A 19,749-nucleotide genomic window follows, 5' to 3' on the forward strand; every position below is an offset into this window, starting at 1 on the left:
TTATTATTTTAAACGCAAAGTCCGCAGAGTTTTTTGTTACTACTAAACGTTTTTAAGTTCGCAAAGGCGTTCTACTCAGCTAAGATCAGAGAGTTCTATTAAATTTATAATTTTTGATAATGATCTGTTTCCTTCTGACTGTGGATTTGTTGCGTCGCCTTTTAAATATTTTATTGTTTTCATGGCTTATTTTTTCTTTTTTAACGCAAAGCCCGCAGAGTTTTTTGTTACTACTAAATGTTTTTAAGTTCGCAAAGGCGTTCTACTTAGCTAAGATCACAAAGAGTTTTTCAAGGTGAAGTTTTAAATTTCTGAGGGTTTGTTGTTTTTTTGTTTTACTTTTAAATATATTATTGTTTTCATGTTGTGTTATTTTTTTTAACGCAAAGCCCGCTAAGATTTTAGTTACTACTAAATGTTTTTAAGTTCGCAAAGGCGTTCTACTCAGCTAAGCTCTCAAAGATTTTCCAATTATTCGAAATCATAAACAAATACCTCGACGTTGCTTTTCAGCAGTGTTCTTTCAATAATCGGCTCGATTTCTTCCCATTTTCCGCCTGCCAAACCGCAACCGATTCTCGGCATATGAACTCCTGCATTTAATTTATTTGCTTCTTCAGAAAGTTTTTCAAGGCATTTTTCAACGGATTCATAGCGAATCGGGGAAATTCCTTTTGAATTGGTTTTAATTTTATGCTGACCAATCATGTTGCAAACCCAAATATCTTCTTCAACCTGAACGGTCTGGATTTCTCCGAGATTAAAATTTTCAGCCTCATGAAACCATTTTCTATACTCGTTTTCCGGCTTTTTCCAACGATTTGAAATGGCTAAGACAAAACCTTTCCCCCAACCTCCGATGTCGTTGCAGATGTGTGCAATGATCTTGTTTCCTTCAACTTGAGGGTTTGTTGCGTCGCCTTTTAAATATTTTATTGTTTTCATGGTTTGTTTTATTTTTTTTAAACGCAAAGTCCGCAGAGTTTTTTGTTACTACTAAACGTTTTTAAGTTCGCAAAGGCGTTCTACTTAGCTAAGATCAGAGAGTTCTATTAAATTTATTATTTTTGATAATGATCTGTTTCATTAAACTTGAGGGTTTGTTGTGTCGCCTTTTAAATATTTTATTGTTTTTATTTTTTTAACGCAAAGTCCGCAGAGTTTTTTATTACTACTAACTTTTTTTAAGTTCGCAAAGGCGTTCTACTCAGCTAAGCTCTCAAAGATTTTTTCTACATAAGATTTCAAATTTCTGATAATACCTGATTTGTTGCGTCGACTTTTAAATATATTATTGTTTTCATGGTTGTTTTTAATTTAAAACTAAAACTGCTTCATCGTCAGAAAGCCTGATTTCTGCCGTTGCTCCGCTGTTGAACTGTAGAAAATCCTGCTCAATTCCGTCGCTAAATATAAAACCATTATTCGGCATTAGTGATTCGATGATTAATTTGTTTCCTTTTTTCAGTTTTCCGCTGCAGATATCGGTTTGCGTTCGGATGCTTTTGAAAGGTTCTCTTACTGCAAAATACAAATCTTCTTCATTCAGCTGCGGATATTTTAAAGCTGTTTCGCCTAAAATTCCGAACGCCATATTGAAAATGGAACTCAGCCAGCCTGTACTTCCTGTTTTTGTGGAAACTATGATTCCGCTGGAAGAGTGTATTTCCTGTTTTCCGTTCAGCATGATTTTGTATCTCGCGGAAGAATGTGAAGAAATTCCTACAAATAAATCATTCACTGCCCGTAATTTTTGTCCGTCATTCAGCACGGCTTCGGCAAACTTCATTTTTTTTGAACTAAAATTTCCGTTCATCACAGCTTGTACGCCTTTTAAAAAATTTTTTGCCGTGAAGGGAAGCAAAACGCCATCATATCTTTCGGGATCGGGATTCACCGCAATGATCGGAATGTGTTTGGAATATTTGGCAACATTGGCTACCAAACCGTCCTGTCCGACCACCACAATCAAATTGTTTTCGGAGAAAATGTAGGAGGGAACAAACTCTCTTTCAATCACTTTATTTTTAATGATTTTGGAAAGCTGGGTTTGAACTTCCAAGAATGACTGACCGAATTTTTCGTGTTCATCCACATATTCCTGAAAATTTCCTCCGGAACTTTCAATATAAAACTTCGCCTGAGCCTGCGTGTTGAATCTTTCGACCAGAGACTCAAGACGGGTTTTATTTTTGATGATGATGGCGTATTCTACTTTCATTTTTTTAATTATTCAGAAGTTTTTATTTTAACACAAAGTCCGCAAAGTTTTTATTTTACTACTAACTGTTTTTAAGGTTCGCAAAGGCGCTCTGCTCAGCAAAGACGATAACCTATTTTATCCTTTTTTTGAGACAGTTAAATGCTTCCAACTTCCTTCTTCCCTCTTCCAGCCTCTTACTTTTTCAAAATACTATCCAACAAATCCGGACTGATATTCAGGTTTCCGATTTTTCCGGCATTTTCTGCCAATTCTCTAAACGCTAAAGCGATGTTATTTCTCGCATCCTGTCTTCCGCTCAAAGCAGTGAGGACTTTCCAGTCGATTTCTTTGTATGGTTTTAAGGAAGTTTCCAGAATATAACCTTGAGTCTCTGCTTCTTTTCTGTCGTTTTCCGTTTTTTGCTCGATCAGTTTTTTTCTCTGGTTTTCTACAGAAATATCGGCGGCAATTTTCATTTCACGAAGGATTCTGTTGTTTTCTTCCTGCTGAACCTCGGTTTCCATCCTTTTTTCTTCAATCTGCTTTTGCTTTTCTTCAACCGCAATTTCCGTATTCAGTTCAGATTCCTTGATCTTTCTCTCCTGTTCCACTGCAAAATTTCTTCTTTCATAAATCGCTTCATCGGCTTGCTGCTGCAGTTTTTCCCTTGTTTCTGTTTCCAGGGCTCTTGCCATTTCCGGAGTGGTCTGAACGGCTAAAATATTGGCTCCCAGAATTTCAATTCCCATGCTTTTTATAGATTCGGAATCTATTAATCCTTTCAGAATATGATCTTCAATCTGTTTGGCAGAACGAATTGCTTCTTTTAAACTAAGATTGTGTACAAATGATGAAGTCGCTGTCTGTGCGAGATTAATGATTCTCTGGTTCAGCTTTTCGATATCATTCTTTTTGTAAACTCCTTCTCCGTCCACGGTAAAATCCAGTGTGTTGGAAAGTGCTTTCGGATCGGTCACCTTATAGCTGATCTGTCCCTGAATTTTCACTGTCTGATAATCGTTCGTGTTTTCATTAAAGATAAACGGCAGATCATTACTTCCCAACGGAATCGCCACAATAGACGAATTGGGAGCGAAATAAAAGAACGATAAGCCTCTTCCTTCTCTGGCGATCTTTCCATTTTTAAAATGAAGAACGTACGTCATAGAATCAAATTTGATGTGTGTAAATCCAAACATAGCTTTATGATTTTTAGTGAAACAATTTGTTAATTTTCGTGTATTTTTTACGCAAATTATGGGTAAAATTTTTTACACTTTTATTTTATTCAGAGCAAAACACTTTTCGATATTTTTTAATGTTCCGCTTTTTCTTTTTTCATCGGTATTGAAATCAACCGCCAGAAAATGAGTGCATAGATCAATTCCAAAGGTATCTCTTTCATAATTTGAAGTAAATCCTCCGATAACTTTCCATTTTTCAGCTTTTGTTTTAAAAGAATTGGCAAAATATCTCGGTCTTTTTCCGACATGAAGAATGGTTACCTTCTCTGTTTTATCTTTTAAAAATTCCATCATTAATGTATCGGTTCCCGAAAAATCACCAATGATAAATTCACAATCATCAAGGCTGAATTTCTTTAACGGTTCGATATAAAACTGCTGAAACTTTTCCCAGGATACATTTCCGTTTCCTGAAACATAGATCTTTTTCATTTTTAAGCCTTTAAATACATTACATCTGTTCTTAAAACATACTTTTGTCCGCTGATCAGTGTTTTCCCTTCGTGTCTCAAAGGATGATAGAAAACCAACGCAGAGCCTTTCTTTGGAGCTACAGTGAACAGATTTTCAAACTCTGTTTCTCCGCCTTCAAAATAGTCATTCAGATAAATTAAAAAAGTGTAAAAGCTTTTTTCATTCTGATTTCTGATGTAGCTTCCGTCGTGGTGCATTTTAAACTGCTGTCCCGGAGAATATTTATAAATCCTGAACATTTCATTAAATCCCGAAACTTCATAATTGTCATGAATCTGAGGAAGAAATTCAACTGCTCTTTGAAAAAGATTTTTAGCCAAATCTTCATCAAAAATCATCAATCTATCGTTGTTTCGGATTCCTTTGCTCATAACCTGTCGACCTCTCATATTAATTTTCGCTTCCTCAAAGACTTTATCCTTCGTCATTTCAATATAATGATCGCATTCTTGATCCGAAAGGAAATTTTCTATTAAAAATATCTGAGGATGGAGCTCTGTTTTTTTCATGATTTCTAATTGGTTTACGGCTATTGTGTTTTTACCCTCTTAATTCGTCTCTTACTTCCATTAAAGCAAATCCTAATAAATTTTCACCATTCCATTTTGAAGGATCTTTTGCTTTTGCATTGGTTTCCAGCATTCCAATTCCCCAGATTTTATCGTACGGACTTGCCTCTACTAAAATTCTATCGTCTGTTGAAAGCAGGAATTTTTTAAACTCTTCATTTTGAGAAAACTTTAATAGATTTCCCTGTTTTACAATTTCATATTTATGCTCGTCCCAAATTTGAGGATCAAAGTTTCTGACTTTTCTGCCTAAACTTTTTGCCTGATTCGGAGTTTCTGCTTTTAAAATCTGCTCTAAAACTTCATGATCATTAAATAATCTCGCTTTTCCTGCCATCATATAATGTTCTGCTGTTTTGTAAATGTTTCCGTTTTCTTCAAACTCAAAAGGAAACCACTGACTGAAGCAGGCTTTTGTAATTTCATCTTTCACGGTATGTCCCCAAAAGAAAAGAAATTCCGGGTTTTCTTTTTGATGAAATTTTTCGATGGTATTATTTAATGTATATTTCATTATTGCGTTATTTTTACACAAATTTAAAGGAATATGATTTTATCTTCCAAATTTATTTGTGTTATTTTTACGCTAAATATTTTAATTGATTGATTTTCAGCGTTAAAAATTTATTTTATTGAAACACGAATGGAGCAAATTTTATTTATGCTTTAGATTTTGGCTAAAGTTGGTTTGAAATTATTTTATTTAAACACAAGGGGCGCAAATGTTTTTCACTAAGGACGCAAGTATTTATTGGCTTTATGTTTAGGCTGAAGCCAATTGAGATTTCTGAATTGAAAAATTATTTTATTTAAACACTAATAGCACAAATGTTTTTCACTAAGGACGCAAGTATTTATTGGTTTTTATGTTTAGGCTAAAGCCAATTGAAATTTTTTAATTGAAAGAACGGACTAAAGTCCGTTTCTATTGATTTTGAAATTGGGATCGTAATTGACTTGGTAAGCTGATTTTTTTAAACACGGATGGCGCAAATGTTTTTCACAAAGGACACAGATTTTTAATCAATTAATATAGAGGGTAAAATATATACACACTGTGTCATTCTGACACAGCCTTAAGGGATGCGAACGAAGTTCACAGAATCTATTATTATGTTTGGTCTAAGTGTAAAGATTCTTCATTCCGCTTCGCTTAATTCTGAATGACAGCGAACGCAAAAGAATCATTCGTGAAAATTAGTGTAAATATTTGTTCTATTTGTGTTTAAAAAAAACTATTTGATTTCGAAATAAAATCCCTGCTCTTCCAGCTCCTTATATTTTTCCTGATTGAAAGTGAAGAGTTTTCCGGGTCTTCCGCTGCCTTCTTTTTTGAGATTATTGGTTTCATTAAGCAATCCGTAGCTCATGATCTTTTTGCGGAAATTACGGCGGTCTATTTCTTTACCAATAATGGTTTTGTATAGGTTTTCAAGATCAGAAAAGGCAAATTCGTCATTTAAGAGATTAAAACCGATCGGCTGATACTGGATTTTCGTGCGAAGTCTTTTTAAGGCAATATCAATAATGGATTGATGATCAAAAGCCAGTTTCGGGAGCTGATTCACACTGAACCATTGTGCATCTTCGGCATCAGAATCGGCGAACAACTCATGATAGGATGGATTGACAAGTCCTAAATAAGCGATGGAAACAACGCGGTTTCGGGGATCGCGACCGACGTTTCCAAAAGTGTAAAGCTGCTCCAAAAAATCGGGCTTTATTCCTGCTTCTTCGTGGAGTTCGCGTTTTACGGCATCATCAAGGTTTTCATCATCCAAAACCAGACCTCCGGGAAGTGCCCAACCTCCTTTGAAAGGCTCGATGTTTCTTTTAATGAGAAGGATCTGCAGATCTTTTTTATCAAAATATCCGAAAATTACTGCATCTACAGCCACTTTTATATCCTGTAATTTTTTTGGAGATTCCATTGTTTTAATTTGCGTTATGAATACACAAAGTTACAATTTAGAATCATGAATATCAACATAAAAATAATTATTCTTTGTAGACAATTTTTATTTAAATTTATAATCAACTTAAAACTAAACAATTATGAGAAATTTATTTTTTACAGCTTGTACCTTTTTTCTACTTTTCTCTTGTGATAAAGGCAAAACTGTGGCAAAAACAGACTCAGATAAAACAGATTCTTTAACCAATGAAGAATGGAAACCCGTAGATTCTGCAACTGCAACAAAAGCTTGGATAGAATATGCAACTCCGGGAGAAATGCACAAAATATTAGCAAAATCTGACGGAAATTGGTCTGGAGAAAATACCATGTGGATGGAAAACGGCGGAAAACCAATGATAAGCCAATCTGAAGTTACTAACAAAATGGTTTTCGATGGTCGTTATCAGGTAAGCAATCACAAAGGAAACTTCATGGGAATGCCATTTGAAGGAATGAGCATTCTGGCTTATGACAATTCTAAAAAGAAATTTGTAAGTACGTGGATCGACAATATGGGAACAGGAATTATGAATATGGAAGGCGATTGGAATCCGTCAACAAAATCTATTGAATTTAAAGGAAAAATGACAGATCCATCAAGACCCGGAAAAGACTGTGAGGTAAGAGAAGATTTCACTTTCGTAGATGATAATACCCAAAAAATGGAAATGTACGGACCGGATTCTAAAACTGGAAAAGAATTTAAAACAATGGAAATCAAGTTCACGAAAAAATAAAAACATTAATCTCAATAAAAAAATCCGCAGAAAATTTCTGCGGATTTACTTTTATCTTTTGTCTTTTTACTTGGCTCTTTCACTAATCATTCAGCTTCAAAACAGCCATAAACGCCGATTGCGGTACTTCTACCCTACCAATCTGCTTCATTTTTTTCTTACCTTCTTTCTGCTTTTCCAAAAGTTTACGCTTTCTGGAAATATCTCCTCCGTAACATTTTGCGGTAACGTCTTTTCTTAACGCTTTAATGGTTTCTCTTGCAATAACTTTCGTTCCTAACGCCGCCTGAACGGCAATATCAAACTGCTGTCTCGGGATCAGTTCACGAAGTTTTTCACACATTTTCTTACCAATGTGATAGGCGTTCGAATCGTGAATCAATGAAGATAAAGCATCTACCATATCTCCGTTGATCAGGATATCCATTTTTACAAGCTTAGAAGCTCTGAATCCGATCGGATGATAATCGAATGAAGCATACCCTTTAGAAATAGATTTCAGCCTGTCGTAGAAGTCGAAAACAACCTCAGCCAAAGGCATATTGAAGATTAATTCTACTCTGTCTGATGTCAGGTAACTCTGGTTAACAATTTCTCCTCTTTTTTCGATACAAAGTGTCATTACAGAACCTACAAAATCTGATTTTGTGATGATAGAAGCTTTAATATAAGGTTCTTCTACTCTGTCCATCGTGGTAGGATCCATCATTTCCGATGGGTTATTAATCATAATCGGAACTTCAGGTTCTTTTTTGGTATATCCGAAATAAGATACGTTGGGAACCGTGGTAATCACGTTCATGTTGAACTCTCTGTCCAGTCTTTCCTGAACGATTTCCATGTGAAGCATTCCTAAGAATCCGCAACGGAAACCAAAACCAAGTGCTGCAGAGCTTTCAGGTTCGAAAACCAGAGAAGCGTCATTCAGTCTTAATTTTTCAAGAGAGAATCTCAGTTCTTCAAAATCCTCAGAATCAATCGGATAAATTCCGGCAAAAACCATTGGTTTTACTTCCTCAAAACCTTCAATCGGTCCTGCTGCAGGTTTTTCAAAAGAAGTGATTGTATCTCCTACTTTTACTTCTCTAGCATCTTTAATTCCGGAAACCAGATATCCTACATCTCCACATTCTACCGATTTCTTCGGAACCTGCTTTAATTTCAGTGTTCCTACCTCATCAGCTCCGTATTCTTTTCCGGTTGCGAAGAATTTAATTTTTTCGTTTTTAGAAATACTTCCGTTTACCACTTTAAAGTAAGCCTCAATTCCTCTGAACGGGTTGTAAACCGAATCAAAGATCAAAGCCTGCAGCGGCGCATCCGGATCACCCACCGGAGCCGGAATTCTTTCTACAATCTGCTCAAGCAAATGGTGAACTCCTTCTCCTGTCTTCCCGGAAACTCTTAAAACATCTTCATAGTCGCAACCAATCAGGTTCATGATTTCATCGGTTACTTCTTCAGGGTTTGCGGAAGGAAGATCTATTTTATTCAGAATAGGAATGATGGTTAAATCATTTTCCAGTGCTAAATATAAATTACTGATGGTCTGTGCCTGAATACTCTGTGCCGCATCTACAATTAGAAGCGCTCCTTCGCAGGCAGCAATGGAACGGGAAACTTCGTAAGAAAAATCTACGTGTCCCGGTGTATCGATAAGGTTTAAAATATATTTTTCTCCTTTGTATTCATAATCCATCTGGATGGCGTGGGATTTTATGGTAATTCCACGTTCTTTCTCCAAATCCATATCATCCAGTGTCTGAGACTGCAATTCTCTCTGAGTCACCGTATTGGTATATTCCAAAAGACGATCCGCCAAAGTACTTTTACCGTGGTCGATGTGGGCGATTATGCAAAAATTTCGTATGTTTTTCATTTAAGAATCTTGTAATTTGCAAAGATAACAAAATGCAGGATAATTCCTTAGTGTAAATTTTGAAGAACAAAAATTTAATTTTAAGCCTTTTTAATTTCCAAAATTCACGAAATGCGGAATGTCTGTTGTAAAGCCGTTCATTGGCAAAAGATTGTTCCGGTTGCTGTTGAAATCGAACAATGAATTATTGTCAAAAGGAACTTTTGGATAATAGGTGAAGGAAATCTGGATGCGGTTGAAGACCAGAAAAGGATTATTAATGAGAACTCCGATTCCTATTTTTGTATTGACGTTTGTTTTTAATAATTTTTCATCGGGCATTGCCAACCAGCCTGCTGCTGCTGTTAAGTAAGGACTGAAATGAAAGTTTTTCCAGGTTTTATTAACGAAAAGTTGAAGCTGATAGCGCAGAACGAGTTTTTTTGTCCCGATGTAATCTGCGCTGTACACCGGAAACTCATCGCCTGCGGAGAGATTAATGCGGTCTCTGTAAGAATAGTTGTGCTGCGGATTTCCCAAGGCTAATGTAGGTGAAAAAAAGTGTCTCGCTCTGGCAAATTTCCAATCCATAAGATTGGTGAAATAGGTTCCGTCTAACCGGAAAGATTCGCGGTTTTGTCTGTCTTCGTTGAAGAATCTTCCGAATTGCGCTCTCACACTGAAATATCCGATGTCGGTAAAATCTCCATACGCGGCTGAAATTCCTGCATAAGGAATTATTTTATTGCTTCTTGATAAACCTCCCGCAGTAAGGCTCGCCGAAGTTCCGTAGGCAATATCTTCCGGAAGATCGTACTGAAAAATATTCTTCTGAACAGAGAATTTTCGCTGTATAAATCCTACAGACGCCAGAAAACTGCTGTAAGAGGTAAAATAATCATATTTGTCTATTGCAGGATTGTCTTTGTACTGATAATTCTGGAATCTTCCGATTAAAGCAATATTGCTGGAAACTTTTTCTGAAGTTTTTGAGGCAATGGGAATCTGGTAACCTCCCCATAAATCCTGACTGTACACTTTAATCTGAGCTTCAGGAAAAACGGTTTCGGATTCAATCGGCAGCAAAACCCTACGCATAAAATATTCAAAATTAAATCCTCCCGCCCATTTCGTTAAAGGAGAGAAAAAATCGCGCGTTGCAGTAAGGCTGATTCTTTCGTTTCTGGCAAAATCCCTTTCTCCCAAAATCTGTGCATTGATGTACGAACCCCATAAATTGTATGCGGTGTAACTTCCGAGTAAATAATTCTGTTTTTCTTTGGAATCGTTCCGGTACAGAAAACTTAAGTCATGCCCCAGACCGAGAAAATTTTCTTCGGTAACGCCTAATCCGATTTTATTTCCGGAATAGCTTGCTCTGGGTTTCAGACTCCATGAATCCAGCACTTTTATGATTACATCAATAGAATCTTTGGTGGAAGTACTGTCGGAAATACTGATGTTCACTCTGTTGATAAAAGGCATTGTTCTCAGCAAACGTTCAGACTCATAGATTTTCTGGGCATTGTATTCTTCTCCTTTTTGGAAAAGTAAATAATTGTTAACGGTTGAAATTCTTGTATTGGAGTGAAGATGATTGGTAAACCAGTCGTACCATCTGGATTTCTCTTTCTTATCTTTAGAACCGTATCCGAAAGGATCTATGGTTTCGATTTTAATATTTCTGATGTATTTTCCGTCGTGCGTTTCCTGCACAACTTTTTCGGTGGTTGTTTTTACAGAAACGGAATCTGCTTCTCTCCGGAATATAAAACGGTGAAGGAATTTGGTAAATTTTCTCTTATCTGAAAATTTTTCAATTTTATAATAGATTGAATCCTTTTTTTCCTGTGCGTGAAAAAAGAAGAAACAATTAAAAATAAGAGCTAAAATTACGATCGACTTGTTCATTTACCATCTGAAATTCGGTAAATTTTGTAGTATCAATTTACAAGCCATTAAAGTGCTGAATATTTTTTTTGCTGAGTAAAGAATCTTTTTAATTGGCAGAAAGTTTAAAAGAGAGACGCTATGTCTCTCTTTTTTATGGTAATTCATCAAAAATATCATTAAAATCGTACTCGCCTGTCATCGGATCGATGTAAATTTCCTGAGGATTATGACTTAGCTTATTCGGATTAAAAAGTAATGCATCTGCAATTCCGCCGGCCAACCCAAACATGATTCCTAATCTAATATCATATTGAGGCGGAAATAAACTTGAAGGTTTTGCGACAATGTAAAATCCTTTTTCGTTTTTTAACAGCTCCTGAAATCCTGAATAGGTATTTTTAAACGCTTTTCCGTTTTCTACATAGATAAACATTTTACGGGAAGGAATTTTCATTTTCTTTCCGTTTTCGGTTTTTACAGCCCTGTCTAATGTTCCATTTTCCCATCGCTCCAAAGTGTAGCCTTCTTCTGGAGTCTGCCTGAAAAACGAATTGTAATCCAGATAGATTCCTTCTTTCAGGGTTTCATTTTTAAAAGCAGGATAATTATTTACATAGTTTTGATAATTGGAAATATCATCCCGTGTAAGGTCATATTTTGAAGGTTTGGATTTGTATGTTTTTTCAAGATACAAAGAAAATAGATGATGCATATTTCTCACCATCGCATCGGCAACATCTCTGTGACTGAACTTGAAAGTGGTGTCTTTTTTATACAGAAAATGATACTTCCCCTCTTCTTTCACAAAGCTTTGAAGGGAAAATTTCATGGTTCCGATGTTTTTCCTTTCGTACGTTTCTTTTACAGATAATTTAAGATCATTAAGAACTAATACAAGATCCTGCTTCCCTCCTTTCAGATTGCTTTTACGGTACCATTCGGAAAAATCGTCTTCCGGACTGTTCTGAAACGAAACTTCTCTCATTTCTTTACCATCTCCAAATGGCAGAACCCCGATTGTTCTATCTTTTCTGTTATCAATAACAATTAATGAGCTGTAATCTCCTTCCCCATTATTGGGAATACTGCCTTTCAGTTTTATGATTTCTTTATTCTGTGCAAAAGAAACAATCACCAGACAAGTCATGATAACCTGCAAAAACTTCTTCATCATTAAAATTTTAAATTAAAATTACTTCGTAAAAATATATTCTCCCGTAAGCGGATCGATGTAAATATTAGACAAATTTTCAGGTTTATCTCTTGCGGCTTTTCCGGAATCGAGTGCTGCACCGATCAGTCCGCCGACAATTCCGCCCATCATTACACCAATCATGGCGCCGTTATTAACATTCTGAGGCGGAAACAGCTCAAGTCTTGAAGAAACTACATAATATCCTTTATCGTCTTTCTGCATTTCTAAGAAGCCAACAGGCGTAAGTCGGTATGCTTTTCCGTCTTCCACATATCCAAAAACATACTCGGCGGATAAAAGAAGATCTTCCCTGTTTTTAATCCCGATAACTTTTCCTTTTTTATTTTTATCTACATAATATCCTTCTTCCGGCTTTTGAAGAGAAAAAGATCTGAAATCTTTATACACTCCGTTTGTAAGTTCAGGGACTGTAAGATATTTGATATTTTTGCCTACGATTTCCTCATAATTATGAAGATCAGACTCAGCAATTGGAGTACTCAAAGCGATATGCGAGTAAGAATCTTTAATTAAAGTGGAAAAAATAGTTTCTATGGCTACAGATATTACTCTTGGGATGTTGGGCGTTAATTTTGAATTGAAACCTACCGTACTGTTGTATCGGTTAATGAAATAATATTTGCCGTTCCTGTTGATAAAACTGCTGATTTTAACCTTTGCATTTGCCAAGCCTGTGTTTTTAAAATCATCAATCCTGATTTCTTCCAGCAACAAAACAATATCGTTATTATTTCCTTTGGTCTTATTATCGTTTGCAAACCAGTCTTCAACATATTTTTTGAGATCCTCATTTTCAAACTTCAACTGAACATTTTCTTTTTTGTAGGTTACAGTTCCCAAATCTTTTTCAGTTCTGTTATCAATCAGGGTTAAAGACTTTACCCGTGAGAATTTATCTTTAATACTTTGGTTGAGCTTTATATATTCAGTTTTCTGCGCTGTTAAAAAACACGAAAACATTAAAAACAGAATTATCTTCTTCATCGTTAAAAATTTTCGCAAAAATATCGTTTTAATTTAAAATTAAACGACCCTCACAAATAAATTGCAAGGGTCGTCCAACATTAAAAAAATAAACTATTATGGGTTTTGTCTTGAAGCGTTATTACTGCCATTATTTCCGTGAGGTTTTCTTTCGTTCATTTTATCTCTCATCATTCCCTCAGACTGGAAAAGCTTCAAAACTTTTTGGCATGGTATTACTTTCTGCATTTTGTCTGCATATTTCTTCCTGTTATCGAGCAGCTTCTGCCCTACTTCAAAACTCTGCTGAAGCTTGGCTTTTGCCTCCTCATCCGATAAGTTTTCAGGATTAAAATCAGAATTAAACTGACTTTTTATCTGCTTCTGGCTTTCCAGATATTCATTATAAATATCGGTAAACTCTTCCTTATCACTGGGATCAATATCCAGATTATCCATCACCATATTATTCCTGAACTTCATCAGAAGATTCTTTCTTTCCTCAGGAGAAAGATTATTGATGATCTCCTTTCTCTGTTTAGGATCCATCTTCTTCCAGTCATAATCTGTCCTTTGGGCATTCAGACCAAAACTATAGATAATAAAAAGCGTAAATAATATCTTTTTCATTTTCTTTTAATTATATAAGTCCAAATAAACGTCCTGTGTAGAATTGCTTGCCAGTTCCGAAATTTCGGAATTTGAGAAGGAATCCAGGTACTCGTTCATTTGAGCCTCATTTTGTTTCGAAACAGATGGTGAAGATTTTGGTCTTGCTTCATCTGCCGCCTTAGCCGTTTTTTCTTCTTTCGCTAAAGACTTATTGTTGTCCTGACTGCTACCTGTTTGATTGTTATTCTCAACAGAAGTTAAATCAGATTTTAAGGTTTCATAAGCAATCTGGCTTTCCGTTTTAGGCTCCTGATTGTTTGCTGCAACCTGTTGCTGTACCTGATCTGCAGAATCTCCGTTGTTGAAAACAAAAGTCGCTCCAAAAATCAAGGCAAGTGATGCCGCAGCTGCATAAGCCCAGTTAAGTCTGAAAACCGGTGCTTTTTTTACAGGCAGAACACGCTTTACAACATTATCCTGAACGGTTTCAAATAATTTTTCAGGAACGGTGTAAATATTCTTACGTTCTAATTGCTCCAGATCAAAATCATTCATTCCGCTCAATACCTTTCCCTGAATATTTTCAAACAAATTTTCGGGGACTTTGTATATGTTTTTGCGTTCTAATTTTTCCAGATCAAAATCTTTCATGCTGTTGTTTCTCAAAAATTATCTTTCGTAATTCTCTTTGATGTATTCTTCAATCTTCTGTTTGGCATAATGATAATTTGTTTTTAATGTTCCTACGGACATATCTACAATTTTAGATATCTCTTCGTAAGGCAAATCATCATAATACCGCATCATAAATACCAGTTTCTGCTTTTCCGGCAGACTTTGTATGGCGTTCTGCAGCAAAATCTGTATCTCTTCTGCATCTCCGTCTGTATTGTCTGCAATAAGATTCTGCATATGATATTCGGGATCTTCATCGGTTTTCTGCATTTTCTTCAGTTTGTTGATCTGCTGCAGCGCCTCATTGGTGGCGATTCTGTACAGCCATGTGTACAACTGGCTGTCATTTTTAAACTGATGAAAATTCTGATAAGCTTTAATAAAAGTCTCCTGCAAAGTGTCCTGCGCAAGATCTCCGTCCACAATAATTCTTCTTATGTGCCAATACAATCTACTCTGATAAGCATCCATCAGTGCACGAACTCCTTTTTCCTGAGTTCGCGGATCTTGCATCAACGAAATAATTTCCGTGTCTTTAATCTTCATAGGATGCTTTCATTGTTTTGGATTACAAAAATAACTGAAAGTTAAATTACTCCTTCAATTTTTAGTCCAAATATCTTTATTAAATATATGAATTATTTTAAACGTTTTCATTGTGTTCTTATTTATTGATAATCTTATATCCTTAGAATTACTTTAAAATAAAGAAATTTATGGCTCTGAATAAAAAATTCACCATACAATAATCGTTATCCAGATTTAGATTTGAAAATTAAATATTCACTTTTAAATCAAACCAGAAAGTTTATATTTGTTTTATGCAAATTGTAATTATCGGATCAGGAAATGTTGCTTATCATCTGGCAAAAGCATTTGTTCAGAATAATATTCCTTTGGCTCAGATTTTTGGAAGGAATGAAGAGGAATTAAAAAAAATCTCCGAAGAATTAGAAATCACTTATTCAACTAAAAATTTAGTCGATTCAGATTTATACATCATTGCCGTAAGTGATAATTCCGTTGAAGAGGTCTCAGAAATAATTCCCATAAAAGACTGTCTTGTTGTTCATACTTCCGGATCATTACCCAAAGAAAGCCTGAAAGGCGACTATCGAAAAGCAAGTTTTTATCCTTTGCAGACATTTTCAAAATCCAAGGAGCTTGATTATTCTAAAATTCCCTTTTTTATTGAAACAGAAAACGAGCAGGATAAAAAAACACTTTTTGAAATTGCTTCGAAGATTTCAGAAAACGTGATGGAAAGTACCCATGAAAAAAGAAAATACATCCATCTTACCGCAGTTTTTGCCTGCAATTTTGTAAATCATCTGTTTGCAAGGGCTAAAGAAATTTCAGATTCGCAGGAAATTCCTTTTGGTTATTTTTTACCATTGATTGATGAAACTGTACAAAAAATTTACGAAATTGAGCCCCGATCTGCCCAGACCGGTCCCGCAGTAAGGAACGACAAAAGAATACTGGAGCTTCACGAACAATTACTGCATGGAGAAAGTCTCGAAATTTATAAGACAATGAATCACTCAATTCAGAAAATGTATGAGCTATAAAGAGAAATTAAAAAATATTAAAGCGTTTGTATTCGACGTAGATGGCGTTTTTACAGACGGAAGCGTTTATCTGATGCCTGGTGGAAATATGTGCAGGGTAATGAATGTTCTGGACGGATACGCCGTAGTTAAAGCATTAAAAAACAATTACTTAATCGGAGTTATCACCGGAGGAAATGATGAAATGGTAAAACACAGAATCAATTACCTGGGTATTGAAGATTATTATGCAAAATCCCACAATAAGATGGCAGATTTTGAGGATTTCAGAAGAAAAAATCATTTGAAGTACGATGAAATTTTAACAATGGGGGATGATCTTCCGGATCTTCAGATCATGAAAAGTTCTGCCATTTCTGCGTGTCCGGAAAATGCAGTTCCCGAAATAAAAGCCATTTCCGATTATATTTCGCCCATCAAAGGCGGAAGCGGAGCTGTAAGAGACGTCATCGAACAGGTGATGAAAGTTCAGGGAAAATGGCTCGACGACGATGATACACAATCTACTTAATTTACTGTAAATGAAATTATTATTAGCCTCACAATCTCCAAGAAGAAAAGAACTTTTAACCAGTTTAGGGTTTGAATTTGAAGTGGTAAAGATTGATTGTGAAGAAATTGTACCGGAACACATCAAAGTAGAGGAGTCGGCTGCTTATTTATCTGATTTGAAAGCAAATGCATTCCGAAGTCTTGAAAAAGATGAAGTTCTGTTAACCGCAGATACGGTTGTAGCGATTGATCATCAGTTTCTGGGAAAGCCATCAGATGAAAAGGAAGCTAAACAGATGCTTCAGCTTCTTTCCGGAAAGACTCATCAGGTTTACACCGGAATTACGATAAAAACCTCAGATAAAACCATCACACAGACCGATGTTGCCGATGTGGAATTGGATGAAATTACAGATGATGAAACAAAATATTATATTAAAAATTACAGACCTTTCGACAAAGCCGGAAGCTACGGTATTCAGGAATGGCTCGGAATGGCAAAAATCAAAAAAATAACAGGAAGCTATTATACGATCATGGGACTTCCTACTCATTTGGTTTACAAAATTTTGAAAGAAATATAACGAGTTTCCCCATAAAATTTTATTATTTTTACAAAATCATCAATCCTACTGATAATAAAAAGTAGATTAGCGAGTTATATTTAATAATGAAAAAGAATATTTTATTCCTTTTGATACTCTGTATCGTTGCTTCATGCGCCACAAAGGTAAAAAAGCCTGAACAGCGGTCTAAGTTTATGAAAGGATTTACCACATATTACAACACGTTATTTAATGCAAAAGATGCTTTAAATAATGAGTTTGAGACCCGCGATAAAGGGCATAAAGATAATTTTTATGCGCCTTATATCCCGATTCTTACGTATGAAGATCAGCCTTTGGGAAGTGATCTGGGACAGTCTGCTGCATTTGCAGAAAACTCCATGAAAATGGGAGAGATCAACCGTCCTCAGCAAAATACCGATTCCCGCGGCGGCCGTCCTCCCGGAATGCCTTCAGGAATGCCCGGAAATCCGATGTCCGGTGCAACAGGAATGGCTACAGGAGACTCCGGTCAGCCGGAGCAGAAAGGGGCTACCACACTGGAAATTGCAGAAGCAAAGGCTTTAAAAGCCATTAACAAATATTCTGTGATTCGACATGGTGAAGAGCAGAACAAGCAGATTTTCGATGCGTACATGATTCTTGCACAGGCGAGAATTTACAGAGGAAAATCTTTGGAAGCACTTGATGCGCTAAATTATGTTTTCACGCACATGAAGGATGATAAAAGACTTCCTCTGGCAAGAATTTATCAGGGTTTAGCGTATGATCAGATCAAAAACTATCATAAAGCTCATGAAACTTTTGCCAAACTAAAAGGAGACAAAATTTCAAAACAATACGAGAAATTACTGAGCATTTACTATGCAGAATCTCTTTTGGATGCAGGAAAAAAAGAAGAAGCCATAAAAGAACTGGATAATGCTTTTGAACTGAACAGCAACAGAAAGCTGAAAAGCCGAATTGCTTATCTGAGAGGGCAGGTTCTGGAAGGTCTTAACCAGAATGAAAAAGCCAGGGAAAGCTTTATGGCCGCTTACAAATACGCCAATGATTTTGAGTTTGAGGTAAAATCCCAGATCGAAATTGCCAAAACATTTAACGGAAACGGAGATTACAGCGGAGCTAGAAAATACCTTGAAGACATCAGTAAAAAAGGAACTTACGGATCCAGAAAGAACGAATTTTATTATGCTTTGGGACTGATGGCGAACAAAGCCGGAAAGAAGGAAGAAGCTCAGGAATTTTTCAGAAAATCTCTGAAGGAAAAAGTGTCTGACGGACAAATTCGTGGTCTTGCGTACTATGAAATCGGAAAAGGATATCTGGATAAAAATGATTACATCGGAGCCGGAGCTTATTATGATTCTGCTTTGGCGGTAATGACTTACGAACCTTCTAAAGTCCTTTTGGCAGATCAGTCTACGTACATCAAAAAGATTTCAAGAAACTATTATCTGATCAAAAAGAATGACAGTATTCTGAGTCTGGCAAAAATGGCTCCGGATCAGAAAACAGATTTCTTCAATAAATATATTGCTAAAATTAAAGCCAAAGAGGAAAGAGAAGAACTGGAAAGAAAACGCGCGGAAAGATCCAAAGGTTTCGATACCGGAGACTATAATGCGAACTCTATATTTGCCAACAGCTCAAATTCTTTCGAAGATTTCGGGGTGGCAACCAAAGGTTTCTATTTCAGCAATACAGGGACGGTTTCCAAAGGAACCCAGACTTTTAAGCAAACCTGGGGAGACAGAGCTTTGGTAGACAACTGGCGTTTTTCCAAGAAAATGGCAACAATCGAAGATCTTAAAAATGATGCTTTAGGAACCACTGCCGCGCCAAATCCGAGACGTTTTGAACCGGCTTTCTACATAGAGCAGATTCCGACAGATGTTGCAAAACTGGATCAGCTTAAAAAAGACAGAGATACCGCTTCTTTAGGTTTGGGAGTTATGTATCAGAATTATTTTACCAATACGCCTTTAGCTACAAAAACTCTGTATGATCTTGTGGATGTAAAACCTGAAGAAAAAGTGATGTTACAGGCTTTGTATGAGATTTTCGCCATGAATTATGAAAAAAATCCACAGGCTGCCGAAAGAGCAAAACAAATCCTTTTAAAAGATTATCCTTACACATCGTATGCAGAATTTGCAAGAAATCCTAAAAGCAGTTCTTTCGTAAAATCTTCCGCAGATGTGGAAAACCAGTACAAACAGGCATTTGCCCTGTATGAATCTGAGAAGTTCGGGGAAAGTAAAGATCTCATTGAAAAAGCGATCCAGCAAAATCCGAAAGATGCCCTGGTTCCGAAATTATATTTGCTGAATGCCTTCAATTCCGGAAAATCGAGTGGGAAAGAGGTGATGATTCTTCAACTGGAACAGATTGCCCTGAATTACGGTAAAACACCTGAAGGCGAAAAAGCCAAAGAAATGCTTAATTATCTGAAAAGTGACCTGAGCTTTCAGGCTACCGATAATAAAGGAAATGCGGTGCCTCAAAATCCGGGAGATATGGTAAACAATGTTCCGCAACAGCCGGTGCAGCAGCAGAGTAACGGAATTGGCAGTTCTCCGCAAACGCAGGGAAATACTATGATGAATAATCCTCAGCAGAGCCAGCCGATGAACAACAGCGGAAACAAACCGCCCAAAAAACAAAATAACAATCAGCAGCCTCCTGTAAATACAGTTCCGGCAAAACCACAATAAAA

Annotated in this window: 19 protein-coding genes; 5 read left to right on the top strand and 14 right to left on the bottom strand. The window is 36.2% G+C overall.

Annotated elements, in window-relative coordinates; translation table 11 throughout:
- Positions 1-471 precede the first annotated feature (471 nt).
- The 7 genes from B0E34_RS02990 to B0E34_RS03020 all read right to left on the bottom strand — a co-directional run bounded on the left by B0E34_RS02990 (position 472) and on the right by B0E34_RS03020 (position 6,421).
- Positions 472-945, bottom strand: a complete 474-nt coding sequence (locus B0E34_RS02990) for a macro domain-containing protein (RefSeq protein ID WP_087706631.1) — start codon at positions 943-945, stop codon at positions 472-474.
- Positions 946-1,312: 367 nt separating this feature from the next.
- Positions 1,313-2,221 carry a diacylglycerol kinase catalytic domain-containing protein gene (locus B0E34_RS02995; protein ID WP_087706633.1) on the bottom strand — a complete coding sequence of 303 codons (909 nt, stop codon included), beginning with the start codon at positions 2,219-2,221 and terminating at the stop codon, positions 1,313-1,315.
- 176 nt (positions 2,222-2,397) lie between these two features.
- Entirely contained in the window at positions 2,398-3,402 is a 1,005-nt protein-coding gene (locus tag B0E34_RS03000; RefSeq protein WP_087706635.1) for an SPFH domain-containing protein, read from the bottom strand.
- Positions 3,403-3,474: 72 nt separating this feature from the next.
- Positions 3,475-3,879 (bottom strand): hypothetical protein, encoded by a 405-nt coding sequence (locus B0E34_RS03005; protein ID WP_087706637.1) that lies wholly within the window; start codon positions 3,877-3,879, stop codon positions 3,475-3,477.
- Positions 3,880-3,881: 2 nt separating this feature from the next.
- On the bottom strand, positions 3,882-4,430 hold the full coding sequence (locus B0E34_RS03010) for a prolyl hydroxylase family protein (RefSeq protein WP_087706639.1): 549 nt from the start codon (positions 4,428-4,430) through the stop codon (positions 3,882-3,884).
- Between the two features lie 31 nt (positions 4,431-4,461).
- Entirely contained in the window at positions 4,462-5,004 is a 543-nt protein-coding gene (ybiA, locus tag B0E34_RS03015) for a riboflavin biosynthesis intermediates N-glycosidase (RefSeq protein WP_087706641.1), read from the bottom strand.
- A gap of 721 nt (positions 5,005-5,725) precedes the next feature.
- The gene (locus B0E34_RS03020; protein WP_059135587.1) at positions 5,726-6,421 is read right to left on the bottom strand and encodes an NUDIX hydrolase; all 696 of its coding nucleotides are present in this window, start codon (positions 6,419-6,421) and stop codon (positions 5,726-5,728) included.
- 124 nt (positions 6,422-6,545) lie between these two features.
- Between B0E34_RS03020 and B0E34_RS03025 the strand changes: the two genes are divergently transcribed.
- Positions 6,546-7,184: a DUF1579 domain-containing protein gene (locus B0E34_RS03025; protein ID WP_087706643.1), complete on the top strand. Its 639-nt coding sequence runs from the start codon at positions 6,546-6,548 to the stop codon at positions 7,182-7,184.
- Between the two features lie 82 nt (positions 7,185-7,266).
- On the opposite strand, the gene lepA is transcribed toward B0E34_RS03025, so the two are convergent.
- From lepA to B0E34_RS03060, 7 genes are all read right to left on the bottom strand, one after another.
- Complete coding sequence (lepA, locus tag B0E34_RS03030; protein WP_087706645.1) at positions 7,267-9,063, bottom strand: translation elongation factor 4; 1,797 nt, start codon at positions 9,061-9,063, stop codon at positions 7,267-7,269.
- Positions 9,064-9,153: 90 nt separating this feature from the next.
- Positions 9,154-10,953: a BamA/TamA family outer membrane protein gene (locus B0E34_RS03035; RefSeq protein WP_087706647.1), complete on the bottom strand. Its 1,800-nt coding sequence runs from the start codon at positions 10,951-10,953 to the stop codon at positions 9,154-9,156.
- 133 nt (positions 10,954-11,086) lie between these two features.
- A complete protein-coding gene (locus tag B0E34_RS03040; protein WP_123956521.1) occupies positions 11,087-12,106 on the bottom strand; it encodes a hypothetical protein in 1,020 nt (339 codons plus the stop codon).
- A 21-nt stretch (positions 12,107-12,127) separates the two neighbouring features.
- Positions 12,128-13,135 (bottom strand): hypothetical protein, encoded by a 1,008-nt coding sequence (locus B0E34_RS03045; RefSeq protein WP_087706650.1) that lies wholly within the window; start codon positions 13,133-13,135, stop codon positions 12,128-12,130.
- 96 nt (positions 13,136-13,231) lie between these two features.
- A complete protein-coding gene (locus B0E34_RS03050; protein WP_076391070.1) occupies positions 13,232-13,744 on the bottom strand; it encodes a hypothetical protein in 513 nt (170 codons plus the stop codon).
- 6 nt (positions 13,745-13,750) lie between these two features.
- Positions 13,751-14,377 carry a hypothetical protein gene (locus B0E34_RS03055; protein WP_228423004.1) on the bottom strand — a complete coding sequence of 209 codons (627 nt, stop codon included), beginning with the start codon at positions 14,375-14,377 and terminating at the stop codon, positions 13,751-13,753.
- Positions 14,378-14,395: 18 nt separating this feature from the next.
- Positions 14,396-14,947, bottom strand: coding sequence for an RNA polymerase sigma factor (locus tag B0E34_RS03060; protein WP_076391069.1), 552 nt, complete (start codon positions 14,945-14,947; stop codon positions 14,396-14,398).
- 275 nt (positions 14,948-15,222) lie between these two features.
- On the opposite strand from B0E34_RS03060, the gene B0E34_RS03065 reads away from it, so the two are divergent.
- The 4 genes from B0E34_RS03065 (at position 15,223) to porW (ending at position 19,747) form a co-directional block, all read left to right on the top strand.
- Positions 15,223-15,972 carry a Rossmann-like and DUF2520 domain-containing protein gene (locus B0E34_RS03065; protein WP_087706652.1) on the top strand — a complete coding sequence of 250 codons (750 nt, stop codon included), beginning with the start codon at positions 15,223-15,225 and terminating at the stop codon, positions 15,970-15,972.
- A complete protein-coding gene (locus tag B0E34_RS03070) occupies positions 15,962-16,483 on the top strand; it encodes a KdsC family phosphatase (RefSeq protein WP_087706654.1) in 522 nt (173 codons plus the stop codon). The genes B0E34_RS03065 and B0E34_RS03070 overlap by 11 nt, the downstream gene beginning before the upstream one ends.
- A 10-nt stretch (positions 16,484-16,493) precedes the next feature.
- Positions 16,494-17,048 (top strand): Maf family nucleotide pyrophosphatase, encoded by a 555-nt coding sequence (locus B0E34_RS03075; protein WP_087706656.1) that lies wholly within the window; start codon positions 16,494-16,496, stop codon positions 17,046-17,048.
- Positions 17,049-17,134: 86 nt separating this feature from the next.
- Positions 17,135-19,747: a type IX secretion system periplasmic lipoprotein PorW/SprE gene (porW, locus tag B0E34_RS03080; protein WP_087706658.1), complete on the top strand. Its 2,613-nt coding sequence runs from the start codon at positions 17,135-17,137 to the stop codon at positions 19,745-19,747.
- The last annotated feature ends 2 nt before the right edge of the window (positions 19,748-19,749 follow it).

Origin of the sequence: Chryseobacterium mucoviscidosis (assembly GCF_002177115.1) — a bacterium.
GTDB lineage: Bacteria > Bacteroidota > Bacteroidia > Flavobacteriales > Weeksellaceae > Chryseobacterium > Chryseobacterium mucoviscidosis.

Excerpts from the sequence above, each read along its gene's own strand:
- ybiA (WP_087706641.1), bottom strand. The coding sequence starts at position 5,004 with ATGAAATATACATTAAATAATACCATCGAAAAATTTCATCAAAAAGAA.
- B0E34_RS02990 (WP_087706631.1), bottom strand. The coding sequence starts at position 945 with ATGAAAACAATAAAATATTTAAAAGGCGACGCAACAAACCCTCAAGTT.
- B0E34_RS03070 (WP_087706654.1), top strand. The coding sequence starts at position 15,962 with ATGAGCTATAAAGAGAAATTAAAAAATATTAAAGCGTTTGTATTCGAC.
- B0E34_RS03025 (WP_087706643.1), top strand. The coding sequence starts at position 6,546 with ATGAGAAATTTATTTTTTACAGCTTGTACCTTTTTTCTACTTTTCTCT.
- B0E34_RS03005 (WP_087706637.1), bottom strand. The coding sequence starts at position 3,879 with ATGAAAAAGATCTATGTTTCAGGAAACGGAAATGTATCCTGGGAAAAG.
- B0E34_RS03060 (WP_076391069.1), bottom strand. The coding sequence starts at position 14,947 with ATGAAGATTAAAGACACGGAAATTATTTCGTTGATGCAAGATCCGCGA.
- B0E34_RS03045 (WP_087706650.1), bottom strand. The coding sequence starts at position 13,135 with ATGAAGAAGATAATTCTGTTTTTAATGTTTTCGTGTTTTTTAACAGCG.
- B0E34_RS03065 (WP_087706652.1), top strand. The coding sequence starts at position 15,223 with ATGCAAATTGTAATTATCGGATCAGGAAATGTTGCTTATCATCTGGCA.
- B0E34_RS03040 (WP_123956521.1), bottom strand. The coding sequence starts at position 12,106 with ATGAAGAAGTTTTTGCAGGTTATCATGACTTGTCTGGTGATTGTTTCT.
- B0E34_RS03035 (WP_087706647.1), bottom strand. The coding sequence starts at position 10,953 with ATGAACAAGTCGATCGTAATTTTAGCTCTTATTTTTAATTGTTTCTTC.
- B0E34_RS03000 (WP_087706635.1), bottom strand. The coding sequence starts at position 3,402 with ATGTTTGGATTTACACACATCAAATTTGATTCTATGACGTACGTTCTT.
- B0E34_RS03075 (WP_087706656.1), top strand. The coding sequence starts at position 16,494 with ATGAAATTATTATTAGCCTCACAATCTCCAAGAAGAAAAGAACTTTTA.
- porW (WP_087706658.1), top strand. The coding sequence starts at position 17,135 with ATGAAAAAGAATATTTTATTCCTTTTGATACTCTGTATCGTTGCTTCA.
- B0E34_RS02995 (WP_087706633.1), bottom strand. The coding sequence starts at position 2,221 with ATGAAAGTAGAATACGCCATCATCATCAAAAATAAAACCCGTCTTGAG.
- B0E34_RS03020 (WP_059135587.1), bottom strand. The coding sequence starts at position 6,421 with ATGGAATCTCCAAAAAAATTACAGGATATAAAAGTGGCTGTAGATGCA.
- B0E34_RS03055 (WP_228423004.1), bottom strand. The coding sequence starts at position 14,377 with ATGAAAGATTTTGATCTGGAAAAATTAGAACGCAAAAACATATACAAA.
- B0E34_RS03050 (WP_076391070.1), bottom strand. The coding sequence starts at position 13,744 with ATGAAAAAGATATTATTTACGCTTTTTATTATCTATAGTTTTGGTCTG.
- lepA (WP_087706645.1), bottom strand. The coding sequence starts at position 9,063 with ATGAAAAACATACGAAATTTTTGCATAATCGCCCACATCGACCACGGT.
- B0E34_RS03010 (WP_087706639.1), bottom strand. The coding sequence starts at position 4,430 with ATGAAAAAAACAGAGCTCCATCCTCAGATATTTTTAATAGAAAATTTC.